Here is a 22,032-nt window from a genome sequence, read left to right on the forward strand (position 1 = left end):
TTCCGTAGAAGGGCTCCCACGCACTGGTGGGAGCCCTTCTACGTTCCGGACGGTTCGCCGGAGCCTCGCGCAGTGGGGTCAGGACGCCTCCGTCACCCTCCGGTAGCCCGTGCCGTCGGGATAGCGCTCCACGTAGCCGTGGTCGACGAGCGCGCGCCGCAGCGTCGGGATGTCGTGCGTGACGGTGGCGAGCAGCCGGTTGACCTCGGGTTCGCTGATCTCCTCGTCCGCGGGCAGGAGGCGCTCCGCGAGGTGGGACAGGAGGTCGGCCCGGTCCTGGCCGGCGCGGAGCAATCCGTCGATGCGCCCGTCGCGGAAGAACCGGTCCACACCCTTCGGCGTGCCGGGTGCAGCGGACGAGAGGACCTCCCTGAAAAGATGCGCGTTCACGGCGTGGTCGTCCGTGAGGAGCCCCGCGTCGACGAGGCGCTGCACCTCCTTCGGCGCCGCATCCAGGGGCTGCCCGAGCACGGCCCGCGCGTAGAGCTCCCGGGCGCGCCCACCGGCGAGCGTCGAGAAGACCTTCTGCCAGGACGGTGTGGTCATGGTGTTCCTCCGGTCGGGTGCGGTGTTCGGGTGAGCCGTGCGATGAAGTCGCCGCTTCCCGCCGCCGTGATCGCGGCGAGCCTCTCCTGTTCGCTCGGGCCGCCGTCGAGCATAGGTGTCAGGGCCGGGCGCTGCACGACGACGCCGGCCTCCTCGGCGATCAGCGCCCCGGCCGCGAGATCGTGTTCGTTCAGGCCGCGCTCCACGAAGGCATCGAGCGTGCCGTCGGCCACCATGCAGAGGTCGAGTGCAGCCGAGCCGAGGCGCCTCAGGTCGCCGAAGCCCTCGAGGAGCGCACCGAGCTCGCCTACCTGCTCGGCGCGGACCGCGGTGTCGTAGGAGAATCCGGTGGCGAGGAGCCGCCCGCGCTCGGCGCGTGGACCGGTGAGGCGCCGCACCTCACCGCGGTCGCTCAGCCACGCCCCGCCTCCGCGCGAGGCCCAGTAGATGCGCTGCAGCGCCGGTGCGTGGACGACGCCGGCGAGCCAGGTGCCGTCGCGGTCCGCAGCGGCCACCGAGGTGGCGTAGTAGACGATGCCGCGGATGAAGTTGGTGGTCCCGTCGAGCGGGTCGACGGACCACCGGATCCCCGCGCCGCCGGGGTTACCTCCCGGCGGCGCGGTGGTGCCGAGTTCCTCACCGGTGATGGCATCGTGCGGACGGGAGGTCGCGATGACGCTGCGCACCGCCTGCTCGGCGGCGACGTCGAAGGCCGTCACCCAGTCGCTGTCCGAGCTCTTGCTCGTGGCGCCCAGTGCACCTGCGTCGCGGCGGGCCAGCACCTCGGCCCCGGCGGCAGCGGCCTGCCGGGCGAGGTGCAGGAGCGCCCCGGGGGACGACCCGGTACCGTCCCCGCTCCCCCTGTCCGCCGGGATCATGACGCGGCGTGCCCCTCGGAGACGTCGGGACCGGCACCCGCTCCGGCTTCGAGTTCCTCGGCGACCTCCCTGTCCTCGTCCACGTCGGCTTCGTCACCGTCGCGGACGGCAGCCGGCCCGTTCTCGAGGAGCGCGATGAAGCCCTCCTCGTCCAGCACCGGTATTCCGAGGGCTTCGGCCTTCTCGAGTTTGGTGCCCGCGTTCTCACCGGCCACCACGAAGCTCGTGTTCTTGGACACGGAGCCGGCGGCCTTGCCGCCGCGCGTGATGATGGCCTCCTTCGCCTCGTCACGGTTGTACTGCTGCAGCGATCCGGTCACGACGACGGTCAGGCCCTCGAGGGTGCGCGGGGCGCTCTCGTCGACCTCGTCCGCCATGCGTACGCCGGCCGCGGCCCAGCGGTCCACGATCTCGCAGTGCCAATCCTCCGCGAACCACTCCTTGAGGGCGGCGGCGATGGTCGGGCCCACGCCGTCCACGCTCGCCAGCTCCTCCTCGGTCGCGGTGCGGATCCGCTCCATCGAACCGAAAGCGGTGGCCAGCGCACGCGACGCGGTGGGTCCCACGTGCCGGATGGACAGGGCGACGAGTACGCGCCAGAGCGGCTGGCTCTTCGCCTTCTCCAGCTCCGTGAAGAGCTTGCGGGTGGTGGCGCTCGGCTCCGAGGGCTTCCTGGCCGTTCCCTTCGAATAGAAGTACGGCACGAGCTCGCGCCCCGTCACCACGCCCTTGACCTTCTTGTCGCGCTCGATCCGGACATCCGCCAGCTTCTCCGGCGTGAGGTCGAAGATCTCGGCCTCCGTGGTGATGGGCGGGACCTCGGGTTCGGCGGGCTGCGTCAGGGCGATCGCCGCCTCCCACCCGAGGGCCTCGATGTCGAAGGCACCCCGACCGGCCAGGTGGAACACGCGCTCGCGCAGCTGGGAGGGGCAGGACCGCGCGTTGGGGCAGCGGATGTCGACGTCGCCCTCCTTCGCGGGCTGGAGCGGGGTTCCGCAGGAGGGGCACTCCGTGGGCATCACGAATTCCCGCACAGGCGGGTCCTGGCGGTCGCGCAGTGCGATGACCGGTCCCACGATCTCGGGGATGACGTCCCCGGCCTTCCGCAGCACCACGATGTCGCCGATCATGACGCCCTTGGCCTTGACGACCTCCTGGTTGTGGAGCGTGGCCATGCCGACCGTGGACCCGGCGACCTTCACGGGCTCCATCAGCCCGAACGGCGTGACGCGTCCTGTCCGCCCGACGTTGACGAGGATGTCGAGCAGCTTGGTGTTCACTTCCTCGGGCGGGTACTTGTAGGCCACGGACCACCGCGGCACGCGCGAGGTGTGGCCGAGGGCGCGCTGCAGCGCGAAGCTGTCCACCTTCACCACGATCCCGTCGATCTCGTGCAGGAGGTCGTGGCGGTGCTCTCCGTAGTGCCCGATGTACTCGATGACCTCGTCCTGGGTCGACAGCACCTTGTAGTACGGGGAGGTCGGCAGCCCCCAGGCCGTGAGGAGGTCGTACGTCTCCGACTGCGTCTCGGCCGCCAGTCCGGTGCGCGCCCCGATGCCGTGGACGTACATGTCCAGCGGGCGCTCGGCCGTCATGGCCGGGTCCTTCTGGCGCAGGGAACCTGCGGCGGCGTTGCGGGGATTGGCGAACGGCGCCTTGCCCGCGGCGACCATGCGCTCGTTGAGCTGGCCGAACTCCTTCGTGGGGAAGAACACCTCGCCCCGGATCTCCACCTCCTCGGGATGGTCGCTCCCGGCGAGGTGCCGTGGGATGGAGGCGATGGTCAGGACGTTGTGCGTGATGTCCTCTCCGGTGACGCCGTCGCCGCGGGTGGCGGCCCGGACGAGCTCGCCGTTGCGGTACAGCAGGTTCACGGCGAGGCCGTCGATCTTGAGCTCGGTGAGCCAGGCGATGGTGGCTCCCGGGTTCCGCTGCTCGACGCCCGCGGCCGCCCGGTCCAGCCACGCCCGCAGCTCGTCGAGCGAGAAGACGTCCTCGAGGCTGTACATGCGGGCGAGGTGCTCCACTGGGGCGAAGGCGGACGACACCTCGCCGCCCACCTCCTGGGTGGGCGAGTCGTTGGAGACGAGTTCGGGGTGCAGCGCCTCCAGCTCCTCGAGCCGGCGGAAGAGGGCATCGAACTCGGCGTCGGAGATGGTGGGCGCGGCGTCCTGGTAGTACGCGATGCGGTGCGCCCGGACCTCCTCGGTGAGCTGCGCGTACTCCTCGCGGAGCTCGTCGCCCGGCGTGGCCGGGGCGGTGGATCCGGCGGTTTCGGCGGCGTCTTCGGTTCCTGTGGTCACTGTCCTTATCTTGCCCTACGCCCCTGACACGGGCCACTGACGCTAGGAGCCCTCGATGAACCCGCCGGTGAAGACGCCGAATCCGAGGAAGCAGGTGAAGAAGCTCACGAAGAGCATGATCAGCAGGAACCGGCCGCCGAGGAACCGGCCCCGCACGGGCTGCCGGCCCTTTCCCACCTGGCTGAGCGCGGCGCCTGTCACCCACGGGTTCTCGCCGCCGGCCACCGCCCGCGAATGGACGAGCAGGTCGACGGTCTTGACGGTCCACAGGATCCCGACGGCGAGCATCCCGGCACCGGCCGTCGCGTCGCCCCCGGTGTTGGCCGTGACCATCACCGGGATGATCCCGGCGAGGGCGGCCAGCCAGTAGCGACGGTAGGAGGACGCATTGTCCCCGAAGCGGATGAGGTGGTAGTCCTGCCGCCGGCGGTCCTCGGGCCGTCCTGCCACGGACAGGCGCGCCAGCGCACGCTCGACCGCCAACAGCCCACCGGCCAGGACGACGGCGGCCAGGACGAGGATCCCGTCACCGACGCCGGGGCCGCGTTCCGGGTGGAGGGCGGCGAGGACGGTGCCGACGAGCACCAGGACAGCGGCCGCCACGCCGGCCGCGGCGCTGTTCCTGCCGCGCCCCGGATCCGTGAGCTGCTCCCGCAGGTACCCTCCGGGGAGGACCGCCTCCAGCTTCCTGTAGCTCCGGACGATCAGCGCGGCGTGGACTCCGGCTGCCATCAGGGCGACGGCGACCAGCACGGGCACCGGCAGCAGGACCACCGCGAGGAGCGCGAACGCCAGGACGTGGTACCAGAGGAGGAAGAGGCGCTCGCGCACCCAGCGCAGCGGGCTCGAGGCGAGGTCTGCCTCCGCGGACGCATTCAGGGGGCTCATCCTCAGGATCCCGCCGACGATCTCCTCGCGCGGCCCCACGACCCTCTCCCCTCCCTTGATCCGCCCGCTGAGCAGGAGGAGCTCGCGGTCCTGGGGGAACTGGGCGAGGCCGGCGGCCAGCAGCGCGCGGGCCTCGCCGTCGTCGTCGAGCAGCGACGCGGTCTGCGCCGCCTGCGTGAAGGCTCCGGCATCAGGCTGCAGGGAGAGCGCGTGGCGGGCGGCCTGGTGGGCGACGACGAGATCCTGATGGTCACGCCGGCGCGCGAGGAGCGCCCGGCTGAGCCAGTAGTGGGCGTCCGGCTCCTCGGCATGCTGTTCCACGACGTACCAGGCGAGTGCCACGGCCTCGTCGGCCCGGCGCTGGCCGAGGAGCCCGAGCAGCAGGGTGATCTGCGTCCCGGCAGCGTTCGGCTCGAGTTCCACGGCCCGGCGCCCGGCGTGTTCGGCGTCGACGAACCGCTGGTCCATCGCGAATGCCCGCCCGAGGAGCGCCCAGTAGAGGGGTTCGTCCCCGTGGTACGCCGCCTGCGCCTCCAGCAGGTCGACCGCGTCGCCGGCGCGCTGCTGGGCGGCGAGGATCTCGAAGCGGTGGGTCAGGACGTCGAGGTCGACGACCTCGCTCACCGGTGCTTCTTCCCGTCGAGCAGGGCTGCGAGGTCGTCGTAGCGGCCGTTCGCGTTGGAGAACCGCACCACGTTGCGGGCCGATTCGAGCCACGCGACGGTGCTCGGCCTGATCTCGCGGAGGGCGGCGCCGAGGTGCTCCATCGTGATGGGGCTGATCGCGCCCTGTGCGATGGACTCCATCATGGCCTTCTCTGCGGCGGTGACGGCCAGGTGTTCGAGGTCGGCACCCGAGAACCCGTCGGTCGCCGAGGCGAGATGCTCGACGTCGATGCCGGCGATGGGCCGGTTCTTGAGGTGATGGCGCAGGATGGAGCCGCGTGCGCTGGTGTCCGGAGGGCTCACCAGGATGGAGCGGTCCAGCCGGCCGGGTCGCAGGAGTGCCTCGTCGAGGTCCCAGGGGTTGTTGGTCGCCGCCAGGACGTACAGGCCGTCGTTGTCGCCGCTCATGGAATCGAGCTGCATCAGCAGTTCGTTGACCATCTGCCGCAGCCAGCCCGCACCGCCGCCCGCCATGGAGCCGCGCCGCATGCCGATGGAATCGATCTCGTCGATGAAGAGGACCGTGGGCGCCTGGGAGCGGGCCTTGTCGAAGACGCGCTTCAGGTTCTGCTGGGTCTCGCCCATGTAGGCCCCGATGATGTCGGTCATGGACACCGACATGAACGTAGCGCCCAGTTCGCCGGCGACCGCCCGTGCAAGGAACGTCTTGCCGCAGCCCGGCGGCCCGTACAGCAGCAGCCCGCCGCGCAGCGACTTCCCGAAGGCTCGCGCCACATCGGCGTTCCGCATCGGGGCGAGGAAGGACTCCTCGAGCCGGCGTTTCACGTCGTCGAGGCCGCCGACGTCGGACAGCGTCACGGCTTCGCGGGCGATCTCGACCGGCGCTCCGTCGGCGTCGTCGTCGGCCGACGGGCTGAGCGGGACGCGCTCCACGAAGGGTGGTGGCACGGCGCTGCCTACCTCCTGCTCGGCCTGCTCCCAGTCGAATCCGCTGGACGGGCCGGGCTCCGTGGGCCCGGCATGGGCAGCGGCCGCAGCAGGAGCCGCGGACTCGACGGGAGCCTCAGGATCCGCGGGCGCGCTCAGTGCGGTCGCCCCCGCCGCGAGCACTCCGAGCGCCTGCTGGTTCCCCGGATCGGTCTGCAGCGCGACGCTCGCCTCGGCGATGGCACCGGCGGCGTCGCCCGCGGTGAGGAGCGTCTGCGCGAGGTGCAGCCTCAGGACGACGTCGCCCGGGTTCACCTCGAGCGCCCTGCGGAGGCTTGCCACGATCGGATCATGTGCTGCGTCTGCCACTGGAGGCTCCGCCTTTCGTCTGCAGTTCGGGTGGCTCGCGTGGAACGCCACCGGCCCGCAGCGGGAGCTGCGGGCCGGTGGCGGAGTCGGTGGGAGCTACGCCGAGGCGGTTTCCTGGTCCTGCTTGTTCTTCTGGACCGTCTGGCTCACGGTGCCGAGTTCGGAGGCGATGGCGGTGAGCTTGGCACGGTGCCCTTCCCAGTCGCTGCGGAAGCGCTGCGCGTCGGGGCCCTCCCAGCCGGTGGAACCGAGCTTGGTGGTGAGCTGGTTGACCATCTGGTTGATCTCTTCCGACTTCTGCGTCAGGAGCATTGCGAGTTCCTGCATCTCCTGAGGGTTGTTACCGTGCGTGATGTTGCTCATCGTCCCCACCTTCCATGTGTGCCGGTCCGGTGTTCCCGGTACCGGCTGCCCCGCCGGTCCGTCCGGCCGGGCAACTACGTGAAACCTATGCGAGCCCCCCGGGAGTGTCGATGGGGAGCCCTCCCCATGAGGGGCTCAGGCGCCCACCAGCGGGCCCTGCCGGCGCGTCCGAGACCTAGGACGCGCCGCCCGTCGTGGTGGCAACTTGAACCTTATACGCCTTGCCCCTGCCGATGACGTACCCACGGCCCGGGATGAACCTGTTCCCCGCCGTCCGACCCACCGAGGTGCTCAGGAGGGTGTCGCCGTCGATCTCGCCGGGATTGAGCAGGAGCCCTCGCCGGCCCGACTTGAAGGGGCCGGCGAGATTCCAGGCGCTCGACCAGGTGGAGGTCTCGGCCTCCCCCACGACCCACTGGTTCGCCTTGATGGCTGCCTTCACGAGCGTGGAGAGTTCCAGCTCGGCGGGCGAGTCCGTGAACTCGGTGACGCCCTCGATGAAGAAGGCGACGGCGTCGTCGGGCTCCGTGGTCAGCGCCAGCAGGCGTGCCAGCTCGGGCTGGACGGCGGCCGGTGTCGCATACGCCTCGTCCCAGACCGGCAGGGACGCGACCGAGGACTTCCGGGCCCCGAGGTAGATGCGCCGGGTCCGCGGCGATGATCGTTCGAGGGCCGCGGCCAGGGTCACCAGTGCCACCGTGCGTCCCGCGCCGGGCGGACCACTCACCATGAACCCGCCGCGGGTGGCGATCGCCGCCGGTTCGAGGTTGGCGTCGTCGACCCCGATGACGGCGTTCCCCGGCGTGCCGGCCGGGAGCACGTCGAGGTCGATCGACTCCGGCAGGCTGAGGATGCCCGGAGCCTGCGGTACGCCCTGCCGCAGCATCGCGTCGCGGAGCCTCTCCACCTCCCGCGCCTGCAGTGCCAGGTTCGCGTTGCCGCCGAAGATCGCGAGCTGGAGCTCCTGGCCGTCGCTGAGGGCACGCCCGGGCGGTGACGTCATCGACAGGACGTCCTTGGGCACGCCGAGGATGGCGTAGTCGTCCTTGCCGGCGAGCCGCAGGACGATGCGGCGCTGGATGGATGCCGCGAGTGACGGCGGCAGCGCGCTGGTCCGCTCCCCCGTCACGATGACGTGGACGCCCGTGGGCCGTCCGTCCGTCGCGATCTGCTGGAACAGCTCGAAGTGGCGCGCCGAGCCCTTGAACTCGTAGTTCTCGCGGAAGGTCGACAGTCCGTCGACCAGCAGGAGGATGCGGGGCTCCTCCGGCCGGCCGGCCAGCCTGCGGTACTCGGTGATGGTACCGGCGCGCACCTCGGCGAAGCGGGCCGCCCGCTCGTCGATGATGCCGCGAAGGTACCGCAGCAGCCGCCCGATGCGCTCGGAATCCTCCCCGTCGAGGATGGCCCCGACGTGCGGCAGCTGGTCGAGCATCTGGAGGCCGTTCGAGGCGCAGTCGATGCCGTAGACCTGCACCGGCCCGCCGCGCACGGTGACCGCCGCGCCGATCGCGAGCGTCCGCAGCGCCGCCGACTTGCCCGAGCCGCCGGCGCCGAGGAACGCCATGTTGCCGTCGGTGTCCGGGGCGTAGAAGACGGTCGGCTGGGCCTGGTTGGCGGGGTCGTCGGCCACGCCCAACAGCATCTTCTCGTCGGTGCGGGGGTTCGGTAGCTTGGAGAAGTCGTAGGCGGAGGCGAGTTCGGCGAGCCACGGCCTGCGCGGCGGCGCGATCCCCAGCTCGATCGCGGCCTGCGACACGTTCGCCACGATGCGCGAGATGTCGTTGGGCCCACCCACCTCCTCGGCCTCCTCCACGCCCTGGCGTTCCCAGGCCGGGCCGGAACCGAAGTCCATCTCGACGATGTCGATGCGGGGCCGCGCCGGTGCACTGGTGGTCCAGCCGCCCGCATAGCCGGTCTGGAAGCCCTGGATGCGCCCTGGGCCGGTCTTGGCGGCGCCGCGGCCGGGGATGGTCGGGCTGAAGTAGGCGGCCATGGGATCGCCGAGGATGTCCTCCGAATCGTCCGTGTCCGCCATGCGCAGGGCGATGCGCATGTTGGTGTTGGCCCGCAGGTTGTCCTTGATGACGCCGGCGGGCCGCTGCGTGGCGAGGATCAGGTGCAGTCCGAGGGACCGGCCGCGGGCCGCGATGTCGACGACGCCGTCCACGAACTCGGGGACCTCGCGGGCGAGCGCCGCGAACTCGTCGACCACGATGACGAGCGACGGCGGTGTCTCGGGATCCGCCTCGCGCTCCATGGCCAGCAGGTCCTTGGCCTTCCTGCGGTTGAAGAGCCGCTCCCGGTGGTGGAGCTCGGCACGCAGCGAGGTCAGCGCCCGGCGGACGAGGTGCGGCGAGAGGTCCGTGACGAGGCCGACGCTGTGCGGCAGGTTCACGCACTCCGCGAAGGCCGCGCCGCCCTTGTAGTCCACGAACAGGAACGTGAGGCGGTCGGGGCTGTACGCCGCGGCCATGCCGAGCACCCAGGACTGCAGGAATTCGGACTTCCCGGCACCGGTGGTGCCGCCCACGAGGGCGTGCGGGCCCTCCGCCTTCAGGTCCAGGTACATCGGCTCCACGCCCTTGGACCCGACGAGGGCGCGCAGCGACCCCTGGTGCTTCCGGTTCGGCACCGCCGACGCGGCCACGGAGTTGTTCTCCTGCCAGCGGTCGGCAACGGCCGCCGTCGCCTCCATCAGGTCGTGGCCGGCGAGCGCCACGTAGGACACCGCTCGGGGCAGGTCCGACTCGTCGTCCACCGGGGTACCGACGTCGATCACCGGGGTGAGCATGCGCGCGAGCCGGACCGCGAGGGCGTCGTCCACGCTCTCACAGCTCACGGGCGTGGTGAGCCGGCCCAGGCGTACCTGCCCGGAGACGTTGGCACTCTCGCCGTCGACGGCGAGGAAATCGCGGCACGCGGCGGGAAGCGCGGGCACGGACGTGGCGATCCAGAGGAGGTGCACGCCGACGTCGGCGCCGAGTTCCGCGACGCGCGTGAGGCGGGCTCGGTCCACCGAGGCGTCGTCCTCCACCACCACGAGCACGCTCGGGACCACGGGTGCGGGCAGGTCGATGTCCTGGGGTTCGAGCGCGCCACGCAGGCCGGCGCCCGTGCGCCGGCCTGAGCGGGCCGCGATCAGGTCCTCGAGCTGGGAGAGCAGGGCCGCACCGGCGGCGGGCCCTGCGCCGAGGTGGTCGCCGGACAGAGGGCTGTGGACCGAACCGGCGTGGGGCACCCACTGGAGCCAGCTCCAGCGCGCCTTCGATTCGACCGAGGTGAGGGCGGTCAGCACGAGTTCTGCGGGCGAATGCAGGCCGATCGCCTGGATGACGAGGCCGCGTGCGACGTCGTCGACCACGCCGCGCGTACCGGCGAGGCCGAGCGCTCCGGAAAGCCAGAGGTTCGCGACGATCGGGACGTCGTCGAGGCTCGTGTAGCGCTCGACGACGGCCGCGATCTCCTCCGCGTACTCGGCGAGCGTGTCGTTGGCGGACGGTTCGCGGATCTCCACGCGCGACGGCGCCGTGCCGGTGCCGAAGCGCAGCGTCAGGAAGGACGCGTGCTCCGGCCGGTGCGTCCACAGGAGCGGGCCGAGCTTGTAGATGGCGTCCACCGTCTCGGCGACGGACGGCGCCTCGGCCTCCCGCACCGCGCGCTCGACGCGCTGCAGGCGGTCCATGTCCTTCCGGAAGAACTCCATGGCGCCCCTGTACTGCTCCACGGCTTCCCGGAACACGCGCCGCGCATTGTTGCGCTGGTCCACATGGTTGGCGACGAGGATGAGCGGCATCATGACAGCGAACAGCGCGCTGAAGGGGCTGCGCGTCACGGCGAACATCACCATGCCCATCAGCAGCGGCGCAGCCATCATGATGTAGGGGAAGCGCTGGGGCTGCGGGCGCTTCGGGCCGGCCGGCGGCGTCTTCGGCGGAACCACGAAGGACGGTACGACGCGCGGGGAGCGGTTGAACTCGACGAGCGGATTGGTGGACTCCCCCGCCCCTGCACGGCCGAGGGAGACGATGCTGACCGTCGTGTCGCCGAGCGTGACCTCGTCGGCGGAGGTCAGCGGGGTGCGGTTGATCCTCGTGCCGCCCATCAGGAGCCCGTTGGCCGAGTTGGTGTCGATGATCTCGATGGTGTCGGACACGTTGATGCGTGCGTGGCGCTTGGACATCATGGGATCCGAGAAGCGGATGTCGGCGCTGCGGTCGCGGCCCAGGTAGCTGGCGCCGACGGGCAGGGAGAACTCCTTGCCGGCGTCGGGCCCGGCGAGCACGCGGAGCGTGGCGACCGAGGGTCCGCGGTCCTGGCCGGGCAGGTCGAACCTGTCGCTGACCTGGGTGATGGTCACGGTGGAGCCCGGGCGCAGGCCGGACTCGAACAGGCTGCGGTCCGGGTCCAGCGTGCGTCCGCGCATGCCGCCGGCCACATAGGACTCGTCGACCGTCAGGGACAGGTCCGATGGCACGGCTGCCCCCGCGCGGCCCGGATCGGAGGCGTACAGTTCGCGGGCCACGTCGCTGACGGTCGCGAGGCCGTCCACGGTGACGGCGAGGTCCTTGGCCGGTTCCGGCTCGCGCCGGAGGGTCAGGCGAAGCTTCATGCGTGCCGGCTATTCGTCATCGGATGTGCCCTTCATGGTGTCCAGCAGGTGGAGGTCGTCGGAAGTGACCAGGTGCGAGGTGATGGCGTGCTCCACGAGGCGGGCGCGCCGGTTCGTGGCGAGCTTCCCGCCACCGCCGCGGAGGCCGGCGACGCCTACCCGGTCGAGCTTGTCGCACACGTTGTCGAGCTTGCGGTTGAAGCGCGTCAGGGCCCAGCCCAGGCGCTGCGCGGCTTCCGCGGAGGACGGGATGGCGCTGAATCCGGTGCCTTCACGGCGGAGCATCGGTTCGGCGAGCGCCACGATGATCGCCTTCTGCGCGTCGGTGAACCGCACCGGTCCGATCGTCGTGTCTCCGGCGCTGTCGGCGCCGCGGCTCTCCTGGCGGAATGCGGGCGTCTGCAGGTGGACGTCGAACTCGTAGGTGGTGGGTCCTGCGGTGAAGACCACCCGGGTCTGCCCGAAGACCAGCGGGATCCGGGCACCGGGCGACACCCAGGCCTGCATTCCACCGCTCGTGTCGGCGACCGTCGCCGAGAGCATGGTGCCCACGTTGTTGAGCCACCAGATGCCGTTCTGGCGCTCGATCTGCAGGAACTTCCGGTGCAGGTACGGGTTGTCATCGACCTCGAGGTCGCCCTCCCTGCCGATGTCGAAGACCTGGTCCTCCGCGGGCTCGTGCCATTCACCGCAGAAATCTATTGCGAGTTCCCCCAAGGTGTTCCTCTCTACTCCGGGTAGCAGCTGCGGGCTGGCTCCGATGCCGTCCCGTTGCTGCGTGCGAGCTGCACGTCGACGCAGGTGGTGCCGGACGGGTTGGCCTGCACCGTCGCCGAGAGCTGCTGGGTCCTGATCCACTCGCCCGCCTCCTGCACCGTCACGGTGCGGAAGCGGTAGATGTCGCCGTCCTGCGGATCCGGGTTGGCCCACGAGAAGGCGATGTCGTTGCCCTGCGGCACGCCCGTGAGGCCCTCGGGTGCAGGGACGTTCCCCTCCAGGCCCGCCATCGGGTCCGACGGCGGCTGCGTCAGTCCCACGGGCGGCGCAGGTTCCCCGCCGTCGCCACCGAGGACGACGGCGGCGACCCCGCCCGCGGTGCCGAGCACCACGAGCGCGCCGACGCCGATGAGCAGGGGAAGGCGCCGTCGCCGCGTGGGCGCTGCTGCCGGATCGGCCGGTTCCACCGCCGTCGAGCCGCCCGACGCGGGACGGTGCATCGTCGTGTCGAGCCGCAGCGCGTCCTCGGAGGCCGTGCCGGTTCCCCTCAGGACCGTTCGCTCGCCCCAGCCCGTACCGGCGGACTCCGGGGCGGGTGCCGGTGAGGGAGCTGCCGGCGAGGAGGCAGGGGCGTGCGGCCCGACGGCGCCCACGGCGCCCGCGCCGGTGGAAGCGGCGGATCCCATGAAGCCGGTGGGGCCCGTGCGGCCGGTCGCGTCCCGGTCGGGGAAGGGCGCGTTCGGGAACGTGGGCGCGAAGGTCGTGGACTCTGGGTCGATGGACACCACCCGCCGCACTCGGGTCTCCTCGGCGCCGGCGTCGTCCCCGCCGAGCTGCAGCGGGGCGTCGTCGAGCACCTCGAACGGTGTCACCGCGTACCCCAGCTCGGTCTGGATCCGCTGCAGGGTCAGGGCGAAGGAGTAGGCGGACTCGAAGCGTGAGCCGGGCTGCTTCGACATCGCGGTCGCCATCGCCAGCTCCAGCGAATCCGGGACGTCCTCGCGCCCGGTGCGCTGCAGGGGCATGCTCGCGATCCGGTCCATGAGGGCCGCCTGCGAGTTGTCCATGCCGGGGAAGACGAAGGGCGAGCGGCCGGCCAGCAGCGTGTAGACCGTGGCGCCGAGCGCCCAGACATCCACCTTGACGCCGTCGATCCCCCCGCCGTGGAAGGCCTCGGGCGGCGACCAGGGGATGGACATGCCCTGGTCCTCGTCCGTACCGCTGGTCTCCATGGTGCCGGAGATGCCGAAGTCGGTCAGCGCGGGCCTGTTGTAGTCCGTCACGAGGATGTTGGCGGGCTTGATGTCGCGGTGCGCGATACCGGCCCGGTGCGCGGACTCGACGGCGGACGCCACCTGGATGCCCACGGTCAGCGTCTCGGCGACGGAGAGGCGTGCCCGCCGGTACCGGATGTCGAGGCTCGGGCGGGAGCAGTACTCCATGGCCAGGTAGGAGTGGCCTTCGGCGGTGGTGTCCGCCTCGTAGATCGTGACGATGTAGGGATGGGAGGACAGCTGGGCCATGAGGTTGGCCTCGGACTCGAACGCCTTCCGGGCACCGTCCGTCCTGAGGTCCGAGATGAGCACCTTGACGGCGACCTGGCGGCGCGGGCGGTCCTGCTCGTACAGGTACACGTCCGCGAAGCCGCCGGAGCCGAGCAGGCTCACGTACCGGTACCCGGGGATCGACGGCGGCGGTGCGGCAGCGCGCCTGGTGCTCACGGCAGGTCCTCGAACCGCAGGGAGACGTCGTCGCCGAGCTGGGCGATGTCGCCGTCGAGCAGGAAGGCCGTCTCGCCCTGGCCGAGCCTGCGCGGGGGCTGCCCGTCGCGGATCAGCACCGTGCCGTTCGTGGCCTTGAGGTCGCACAGCAGCACGTGCCAGCCGTCGAGCCGGACCTCGACGTGGGAGCGGGAGATATCACCGGACGCCGACTGCACCTGGACGAGCTTCGGCATCTCCCGGCCCTGGACGCGGGAGACCGAGGGCTGCCGGCCGACGATGACCGAGCGGTCGAGGTCGACGACCTCGCCCGTGGAGATCCTCATGACACCCAGGCCCGGCCGGGGTACCTGCTGCGTCTCGTCCTGCAGCGTGCCTCCGCAGATGGTGCACGCGGAGCTGGTGGGCGCATTGGCGTGACCGGCGAGGCACAGCCGGGCGAGGACGAGCGGACCGGTGCCCGCTGCCCGCTCGGCGGGTGCCGGGGGTTCCGGTGCCACAGGAGCCTCCGGGAGCTGGCTGCGCATGACGGTCTGCCCGTCGTGGTCACCCAGCATCGGCGCGGTGGACGGGGTCGAGGACAGCGACGGGGTCGAGGACAGCGACGGGGTCGAGGACAGCGACGGGCTCGAGGACAGCGACGGGGCCGACGCCGGTGCGCGGGGCTCCGGGTGCGCGGAGCCCGCGGGTTCCGGCGCGCCTGCGGGGGCGGACCGGCCTGTCGACCAGGGTACGGAGTCGATCAGGACCGTGGGTGGTGCGGTGGCCGGTTCCACGGACGCCTGCACCTGTGCCGGCTCGTCGGGTGCCGGCTTCCCGGGGTTGTCCGCGTCGGACTCCGGGGCTGGTGCGACGACGTCTCCCGATGAGGGACCGGCAGTGGACGGACCGGCAGTGGACGGACCGGGCGCGGAGCCGACCGTCGGAGCGTCGTCGGCCTCACGGACGGCCGCGTCCTCCACACGGCGGGCCACGGTCTGGTCCCACAGGTGGTCGTAACCGATGCCCGAGGTGCCGTCCTCCTCCACGGCGGGCGCGAAGCCGTTCCCGGTGGGGCCGTCGTGGCCCTGGACCCGGTCCTTCTCCCCTCGCCGTCCTGCTGCGTCATCACCCTGCGGGTCCTCGGACGCGCCCGCTCCTGGCGAATCGCCCCCCTGCGGGCGCGCCGCCGGAACATCCGTCGCCGGCGCCAGGGGCTCCGCGGCGGAGACGACGCCGGGGTCGGCGACGTCCGCCGGCACGCTCGTCAGGTAGAGACCCGGGTTGATCGTCGCGGAGTCGTCCGCCTCGGCGGGACCGGCGGCGTCCGGGCGCACCCCGTCGACGTCACGTCCGCCGACCGCGGGCGAGGGCTCGGCCTCGAGTTCGGGGTCCATGGCCCCGAGGCGTTCCGGTTCGGCGACCAGCGCGTCCGGCGTCGCACCCGATGTCACCTCCGGCGTCGCACCCGATGTCCCATCCGCCGTCACGCCCGGCGTTGCGTCCGGTGACATGCCCGGTGCCGTCACCGATGCTGCCAGGACGGCGCCCACGGCGAGCGGCAGCGACGGCGCCGAACCGGCCGACGGTCCGCACGTGAGCGTGAAGGAGGAGAAGCTGCCCTCGTCGAGCAGATGCTCGGTCCAGGTGGTCACGCGCTCTCCGGTGAAGGTGCTGGAACCCGTCGGTCCGGTGACCGTGAGCCGGACGGCTCCCCTGAGGATGACGTGCAGCCCGCTGGTCGTCGCGGCGACGGCGAACGGCGGCATCGCCGCGAGCCCGGCGCCGAATCCCCCGCTCAGGAGGGGAAGCAGCGTCGCGACGCCGGCGTCGTCGGCCATGGCCTCCCACAACGCCTGCACCCTGGCCTCGTCCGTTCCGTGGGGCACCGCCGCGAGCATCCCGCCACGGGCGAGCAGGGTCCAGTCGCCGGGCGTGTAGGCGTAGGTCGGTGCCGCGCGTCCGGGATGCTGGACCGGGGCGGGACCGCCCGTCATGGCCGTTCCCCCGGGATCTCCGGCTGCCCCTGGTGACCGCGCGGAACGTCCGTGGGCAGGACGGCGTGCGAGCCTGCCGGTCGCGGGACGTCGTCGCTCTGCACGGGGGGCTTGCCGGTCACGACGGCGTGGCCGACATCGGCCGCGAAGGTGCCGCCGCGCGGCGACGTCGTCCGCATCTCCGCCTCCTCGCCCACCCCGCTGGCGTCGACGACGATCAGGGTCACGTTGTCCCGTGCCCCGGAGCGGAGCGTCGCCTCGACGAGCTCCTCGCAGGCCTGCTGCGGGTCGCGCACGGTGCTCAGGACAGCGTAGATGCCGTCATCGGTGACCTCGCCGCTGAGGCCGTCCGAGCAGACGAGGATGCGGTCGCCCTCCTCCACGGGCATGAGCCAGAAGTCGGCCTCGGCGTCGTCACCGGTTCCGAGGGCCCGGGTCACGACGTGCCGGCGCGGATGCGTGCGCGCCTCCTCCGGTGAGATGCTGCCGACGTCCACGAGCTCCTGGACTTCCGAGTGATCCACCGAGATCTGCCCGAACTGCCCCTGGCTCAGGCGGTACGCGCGGGAATCGCCGACGTTGAAGAACAGCCAGTAGGGCATGCCCGCTTCCTGTACCAGGACGACGCCGGTGAGCGTGGTTCCCGCCTGCCCGCCCGTCTGCCGCCGGATCTCCTGGTCGGCGTCCTCGATGAGTTCCTCGAGGTCCGCCGCCGAGAACTCCGGCAGGTGCCGGCCGATGATGGGGCTGGATCCGAGGGTGCGCACGCAGATGCCGCTCGCGATCTCACCGGCCTCATGCCCGCCCATGCCGTCCGCCACCGCGAAGATGGGCTCGGACGCGATGAGGGAATCCTCGTTCAGTTCCCTGCGGAGTCCGCGGTCCGTCGCGAATCCGTAGTCGAGGCGCAGGTCGCGCGGCGGGCCCGCCGCGGCGCCCTGGACACTCACGGGCGCACCACGAGGAAGCTGCGGTCACCGAAGTGCACGGTGGACCCCGGCTGGGCGAGGAGCGTCCGGCCCGCACGGACGGCAGTGCGCTGGCCGTCCGGCGCGGTGATCGCGCTGCCGTTCGTGGAGTTCCGGTCCGTGATCCACAGTCCCTGGCCCTCCACACGAACGTGGAGGTGTGTCTTGGACACGGAGCGTCCCTGGTCGGAGAAGTCGATGAGCTGGTCGATCATCTCCCCATTCTGCCCTGCGGGGTTGCGGCCGATCAGCGCCTGCGAGCGCAGCTCCACTTCGCGCCCGTTGTCGAACAGGATCTTCAGCGGTCCCGAGGCGCGGCCCGAGGTCACCCTCGTCTGCTCGACGTCGTCGTCGGGGTGGGCCGACGGCGCGAAGGACACCACGCCCGGAGCCGGCGGAGCGGTGCTGCCCCTGCCGACGGCCGCCGGCTGGGCCTGGAGGACGGGGGTCGACGGGGCGGACCCCCCGGCCGGCCGGGCCGGGAGCTGGTGCGGCGCAGAGCCGACGGGCTGGTCGTCGACCTGGTTCGGGGACCGGCCCGGGACCGGTGACGGCACGGGCTGCAGTGCCGGCACGGGCTCAGCCGGCGCGAAGGAGGCGGGCCCGCCGATGCCGCCGGTCTCGAGCGGGTTGCGTCCCGACCTGACGTCGAAGACGCGCGTGTGCGCGGCCTTGTCATGCCAGCCCTGCTTCTTGCCGTCCTGATCGAACACGTTGGACACGAGCATGAGCACGGTGCCGACCACGGGGACGAGGCCGGCCACGGCCACGAGCAGACCGCGGACGAAGATGGCGAGCCACCCGGCCGGATGACCGTCCTCGCCGGTGGTGCGGAGACCGAGCAGGAGGTTGCCCGGCGTCCGGCCCGTCCTGGCCTCCCATCCCCAGACGAGGATCCCGTAGGCGAGGGACAGCAGCGAGCCGATGCCCTGGAATACGAGGAATCCGGTGAGGTCCACCTGCCGGCTGACGGCGGAGACCTGCTGCGTCTCGATGGTGCTCACGCCGATTGCCGTGAGGACACCGCCGAGGAGTGCGGCCGGCAGCACGTCCACCAGTTTCGCGACCAGGCGTCTGGACGCGGCGGCGTCCCTCAGTCCCTGCTGGGCCATCCCTACCCCGTTGCTTCCCCCGGCCGGCGCCGGCTCCCGACCGGCCCGATGCCCGGTCCTGTTGCCACAGTGAACACAGTAGAGCGTGCCCGGGGGCAGGGACGCCGCGCAGCGCGGACACTCCGGTGTGCTGCCGCCCGTCACGGGGTCTCCCCCGTCCGGTCCCGCCTGCGCCGACGGGAGCGTGGGCCGGTATCCTCGCCGGACCGCTCGCCCGCACTCCTGCCGGACCCGGCAGCGGGCCGCCGCGCGGCCGCACCGCGCTTCCGGGCCCCGGAGTCCCGCAGGAGCGACCGCGGCGAGAACCGCGCGCGCTGGCGCTTCCAGAAACCCACCGACCCGCGCATCCCCTCGAGGGATGTGTGCACGTCGCGCCAGTAGTCGCGGACCTCATCCTCGCTCGGGTCACCCGCGGCGAAGATCCCGGCGTCGGCCCTCGCCGCGAGGAGCGTCGTGGACTCACGGCTCGCCGGGAAGGCCGCGCCGAGGTCGCGGGCGCTCTCGCGTCGCGTGGACCGCGGGTTCGTCGCCGCCCCGAGGTCCGTGGCCAGGCTGAGCACCTCGCTCCAGCCACCGCCCACGCGGTCCGCCGGCATGCCGTCGTACTGGCGGCGCCTGCGCCGCTTCCGCTTGAGCAGCGCGACGAGCAGGAGCGGGACGAGCAGGACGACGACGGGGATCATGGCGATCCCGATGATGGCGAGGTAGGGCGCGAGCTCGTCGAGGAGGTCCTTCTCGCGTTCCTCGGCGTCCTGGGGTTCGGGGGCCGAGTCGGGTGGGAGCTCGGCGGGCTCCTGCGGTGGGGGCGGCGGCTGCAGCACCTGCGGCTTCGGCGAGGATTTTGGCTGCTGCTGCGGCGGTACGGGCTCGTTGTCCTCGGGCGGCGTGGGGTTGAACGCCACCCAGCCGACGCCGTCGAAGGCGACCTCGACCCAGGCGTGCACGTCCTCGCCCGTAATCTCGATGGGCCCCTCGGCAGCGCCGACCTCGTCCCAGTCCGGGTAGAAGCCCATGACCACGCGCGCAGGGATGTTGACCTTGCGTGCCATGAGGGCCATGGCCACGGCGTACTGCTCGTCGTCGCCGACCATCTGCTCGGCGTCGAGGAGGCTCAGCATGCGTGCGGCGCCGTGTCCCGGCAGCGACTTCGCCTCGTCCTCCTTGCCGTTGCTGAAGAAGCCCTGCGCGCTGAGCACCTGCTCGAGGCGCCGCGCGCGTTCGATCGGCTCCGAGACGGCACCGATGTACTCGCTGGCCCTGGCTGCGACGACGGGGGGATCGTTCTGGACGCGCGGCAGCGTGAGGTTCGCGAAGCCGTACTGCGCCAGCTGCTCCTCCGTGAAGGTCTCGGGGAACACGGCGTTGACCTCGTAGGTGTCACCGGGCTGCACGCCGACGGTCGAGAGCGCGGTGCGCGCGTCGTCGTTGTAGTACAGCGATCGGCCGAGCTCCTCCGCACGCGGCCCGCCGAGCCGGACGCCCTCGACGTCGCCGCCCGCGGGAAGCCAGACACCGGTGTAGTCCCTGATGTCGAAGGTCAGCTGCGCGCTCGTGCCGCCGTCGAGGTCGTCCGGGTCCACGTCGCCGAGCTGCTGGGCGTCGCCCACGCGGGCGAAGTTCCCCGCGGCCTGCGGGTTCACGTTGTAGACCACGCCGTCGTACGCGTCCAGCGCGGCGAGCCGGACGCGCTCCCCCTCGGGCAGGCCGTCCACCGTGAACAGGACGGTGTCCGAGTTGTCCTTCACGTACCGGCGGAAGCTGGTGAGCGGGCTGGGATAGGCGAACAGGTCCACGGGCGGTTCGACGACGTCGCGCAGTACCCTGCGGTCCTGCCCGGCGGCGACCACGGGGCTGATCATGAGCGTCAGCGCGGTCGCCGCCGCGAGGACTCCGGCACCGAGGGCCAGCCGCCGGTTCCTGCCGGAGCGGGCCGTCGCGGGGTCGGCCTGCGCGGGGTCCGCCGCACCACGGGTGCGGGCGTCGGTGCGCGCGATGTCCCGGCGGTAGGCGAGCCAGGCCATGGCTCCGACGACGAGCAGGATGCCGCGGACCTCGGGCAGAGAGGCGCGGTCGGTGCCGAAGGCGATCCCGACGACGAACAGCGCGAGGACCGGGAGCATGGTCCAGTAGGGGGTCCGCAGGCGCCATGCGAGGGTGCCGGCCACCACCGCGCACATCATCGCGGCGAGGAACGGCACCACGAGCATGCCGCTGGCGGTACCCACCGGATCCGCGACGGTCAGGATGTCCTTCCAGGAGAAGACGACGCCGAGGATCAGGATTCGCAGGGACTGCAGCGTGGGCAGGAATCCGAGGAACGCCTCCTGCGGGGCGGCGAGTGCATGGCCGAGGAGGAGGTACGTCCCGAGAAAGGCGCCGATCATGGTCCACAGGCCCCAGCGCCGGAGCCGCCCGGCCCACGCCAGGCCGAGGCCCAGCAGAACGCCGGCGAAGCCCGCCACGAGGTAGCGGAGGTCGCCGCCGAATGTCGGTCCGAAGCCGAGGACGCCGAGGCCGAGGAGGAGCAGGAGGACGCCGGCGTCGATGGCGGCCTGGCGGCGCGGCACGGCAGGCGCAGCCCGCAGGTGCGGCGCCGCAGGGGCTGCGGCGGGGCGGCGGCTCATGCTGCGGCCTTCCGGAGGACGAGCGCGAGGTCGTCGAGCGCGGTGAGGGTCAGGACGGTGAGGTCACCGATGGTGGCGCGGCTCTGCTGGCCCTCCGTGACGCAGCGGATCGCGAGGCAGCGAATGCCGGGCGGGATGGAGGCGGCAGCCGACCTCAGCTGGGACGGCGTCACCTCCGGGCCCACGACGAAGAAGACCACCGACGCGTTGGGCACGCTGTCCGCCGTCGTCCGCGCGAGGTCCGGTGCGCCGGCCCGCATCCCGCGGCCCTGGAGCCGCGTCATGTCGTCCAGCAGGTTCCGGCCCGTCTCGGTCCGGAGCGGACCGCCCTGGGTCAGGACGCTGAGGTTGCGCTGCTCCCGGATGGCCTGCAGGCCGATGGATCCCGCGACCGAGACGGCGAGCTCGAATTCCGCCTCGCTCGCGTACTCGTTGAGGTTGGTGGAGAGCGCGACCGCGAGGTGGGACCGGCGGGTCTCCTCGAACTGGCGGACCATCAGCTTGCCCGTGCGCGCCGTCGTCTTCCAGTGGATGTGCCGGCGGTCGTCGCCGGGCACGTAGTCGCGCAGGGCGTGGAAGGACACGTCGGCGCTGGAGAGTTCCTTGGTGGGCAGGCCCTCGAGGTCCTTGATGAACCCCGCGGCCGAGCCGGTCAGCGGCGTGGTGCGCGGATGCACGAAGAGGTCGGTGGGGTCGGTCCACAGCACCTCGCGGCGCAGGATGCTCAGCGGGTCCGCCCGGACGGACCGGACGGGACCGACGACGATCACCGCGCGCCGCTGGGTGGGGATGCTGAAGAGGTCCTCGTGGACCTGCCCCGGAGCCAGCCGCGGGAGGTGGAAGATCGCCGTCGCAGCGCCGACCGGCAGTTCGAGGGACGCCGGCAGCAGCGCCCTGTCCGAGGTGTTGGAGACCGACACGCTGCCCACGGCCCTGTCCCCCACCGCGATCCGCGTGCGTGCGAGGTCCAGCTCCACCCCGTAGGAGGAGCGGCCGAGGATGAAGCCGATCGCGAGCAGCACGAGGAGGGTTCCCATGACGGCGGCCACGAGCGCCTCGCTCCAGCCGAGCAGCGCTCCGAGGATCCAGAGGCACGCCACGGCGCCGATCAGGAGCCGGCCGAGAGGACTGACGATGGACACCACGGGACCGAGCAGCCCCGCTCCGAGGTCCCTCGCCCGGTGCGCTGCGGGAGCGAGTGCACCGCGGAGGTACCGGCCCGACTCGGCGGCGAGGGAGCCCGGCCGCAGGGCGCCGCCCGGGCGGTCCCGCCGGCGCTCGGGCCGGGGCGCGCGCGGGGCGCGGCCCTGCCGACCGTGCACGGGCGGTACGCCCGACGTCGTGCCGCGGCCGGGACGGGCGCCGCGCCGGGCCCGGTTCTCGGTGGTGGAGGTTGCCATGG

General features: G+C 72.0%; 14 protein-coding genes. All 14 read right to left on the reverse strand.

The genetic code is table 11. The features are described 5' to 3' along the window. Nucleotides 1–78: 78 nt before the first annotated feature. The 14 genes from AC1MFI_RS00080 to AC1MFI_RS00145 all read right to left on the reverse strand — a co-directional run bounded on the left by AC1MFI_RS00080 (nt 79) and on the right by AC1MFI_RS00145 (nt 22,030). Nucleotides 79–546 carry a DUF2087 domain-containing protein gene (locus tag AC1MFI_RS00080; protein WP_479818618.1) on the reverse strand — a complete coding sequence of 156 codons (468 nt, stop codon included), beginning with the start codon at nt 544–546 and terminating at the stop codon, nt 79–81. After that, nucleotides 543–1,424, reverse strand: a complete 882-nt coding sequence (locus AC1MFI_RS00085; protein WP_479818619.1) for an inositol monophosphatase family protein — start codon at nt 1,422–1,424, stop codon at nt 543–545. The genes AC1MFI_RS00080 and AC1MFI_RS00085 overlap by 4 nt, the downstream gene beginning before the upstream one ends. Beyond that, on the reverse strand, nt 1,421–3,727 hold the full coding sequence (ligA, locus tag AC1MFI_RS00090) for an NAD-dependent DNA ligase LigA (protein ID WP_479818621.1): 2,307 nt from the start codon (nt 3,725–3,727) through the stop codon (nt 1,421–1,423). Before ligA ends, AC1MFI_RS00085 begins: the two co-directional genes overlap by 4 nt. 42 nt (nt 3,728–3,769) lie before the next feature. Further along, on the reverse strand, nt 3,770–5,239 hold the full coding sequence (locus AC1MFI_RS00095; RefSeq protein ID WP_479818623.1) for a hypothetical protein: 1,470 nt from the start codon (nt 5,237–5,239) through the stop codon (nt 3,770–3,772). Continuing rightward, complete coding sequence (locus AC1MFI_RS00100) at nt 5,236–6,537, reverse strand: AAA family ATPase (protein ID WP_479818625.1); 1,302 nt, start codon at nt 6,535–6,537, stop codon at nt 5,236–5,238. Before AC1MFI_RS00100 ends, AC1MFI_RS00095 begins: the two co-directional genes overlap by 4 nt. Before the next feature lie 96 nt (nt 6,538–6,633). Further along, nucleotides 6,634–6,900, reverse strand: a complete 267-nt coding sequence (locus AC1MFI_RS00105) for a WXG100 family type VII secretion target (protein WP_400483111.1) — start codon at nt 6,898–6,900, stop codon at nt 6,634–6,636. Nucleotides 6,901–7,075: 175 nt separating this feature from the next. Further along, the gene (locus AC1MFI_RS00110; protein ID WP_479818627.1) at nt 7,076–11,512 is read right to left on the reverse strand and encodes an FtsK/SpoIIIE domain-containing protein; all 4,437 of its coding nucleotides are present in this window, start codon (nt 11,510–11,512) and stop codon (nt 7,076–7,078) included. Nucleotides 11,513–11,521: 9 nt separating this feature from the next. Beyond that, complete coding sequence (locus AC1MFI_RS00115) at nt 11,522–12,229, reverse strand: hypothetical protein (protein ID WP_479818628.1); 708 nt, start codon at nt 12,227–12,229, stop codon at nt 11,522–11,524. Between the two features lie 11 nt (nt 12,230–12,240). Beyond that, nucleotides 12,241–13,950 (reverse strand): protein kinase domain-containing protein, encoded by a 1,710-nt coding sequence (locus AC1MFI_RS00120; protein ID WP_479818629.1) that lies wholly within the window; start codon nt 13,948–13,950, stop codon nt 12,241–12,243. Then, nucleotides 13,947–15,926 carry an FHA domain-containing protein gene (locus AC1MFI_RS00125; protein WP_479818631.1) on the reverse strand — a complete coding sequence of 660 codons (1,980 nt, stop codon included), beginning with the start codon at nt 15,924–15,926 and terminating at the stop codon, nt 13,947–13,949. The genes AC1MFI_RS00120 and AC1MFI_RS00125 overlap by 4 nt, the downstream gene beginning before the upstream one ends. Further along, nucleotides 15,923–16,876 carry a PP2C family protein-serine/threonine phosphatase gene (locus AC1MFI_RS00130; RefSeq protein WP_479818633.1) on the reverse strand — a complete coding sequence of 318 codons (954 nt, stop codon included), beginning with the start codon at nt 16,874–16,876 and terminating at the stop codon, nt 15,923–15,925. The genes AC1MFI_RS00125 and AC1MFI_RS00130 overlap by 4 nt, the downstream gene beginning before the upstream one ends. After that, nucleotides 16,873–18,006, reverse strand: a complete 1,134-nt coding sequence (locus AC1MFI_RS00135) for an RDD family protein (RefSeq protein ID WP_479818634.1) — start codon at nt 18,004–18,006, stop codon at nt 16,873–16,875. The genes AC1MFI_RS00130 and AC1MFI_RS00135 overlap by 4 nt, the downstream gene beginning before the upstream one ends. A gap of 140 nt (nt 18,007–18,146) precedes the next feature. After that, the gene (locus AC1MFI_RS00140) at nt 18,147–20,630 is read right to left on the reverse strand and encodes a transglutaminase TgpA family protein (RefSeq protein ID WP_479818635.1); all 2,484 of its coding nucleotides are present in this window, start codon (nt 20,628–20,630) and stop codon (nt 18,147–18,149) included. Then, nucleotides 20,627–22,030: a DUF58 domain-containing protein gene (locus AC1MFI_RS00145; RefSeq protein ID WP_479818637.1), complete on the reverse strand. Its 1,404-nt coding sequence runs from the start codon at nt 22,028–22,030 to the stop codon at nt 20,627–20,629. Before AC1MFI_RS00145 ends, AC1MFI_RS00140 begins: the two co-directional genes overlap by 4 nt. Between the last annotated feature and the right edge of the window lie 2 nt (nt 22,031–22,032).

The organism is Arthrobacter sp. BC5, assembly GCF_056680255.1.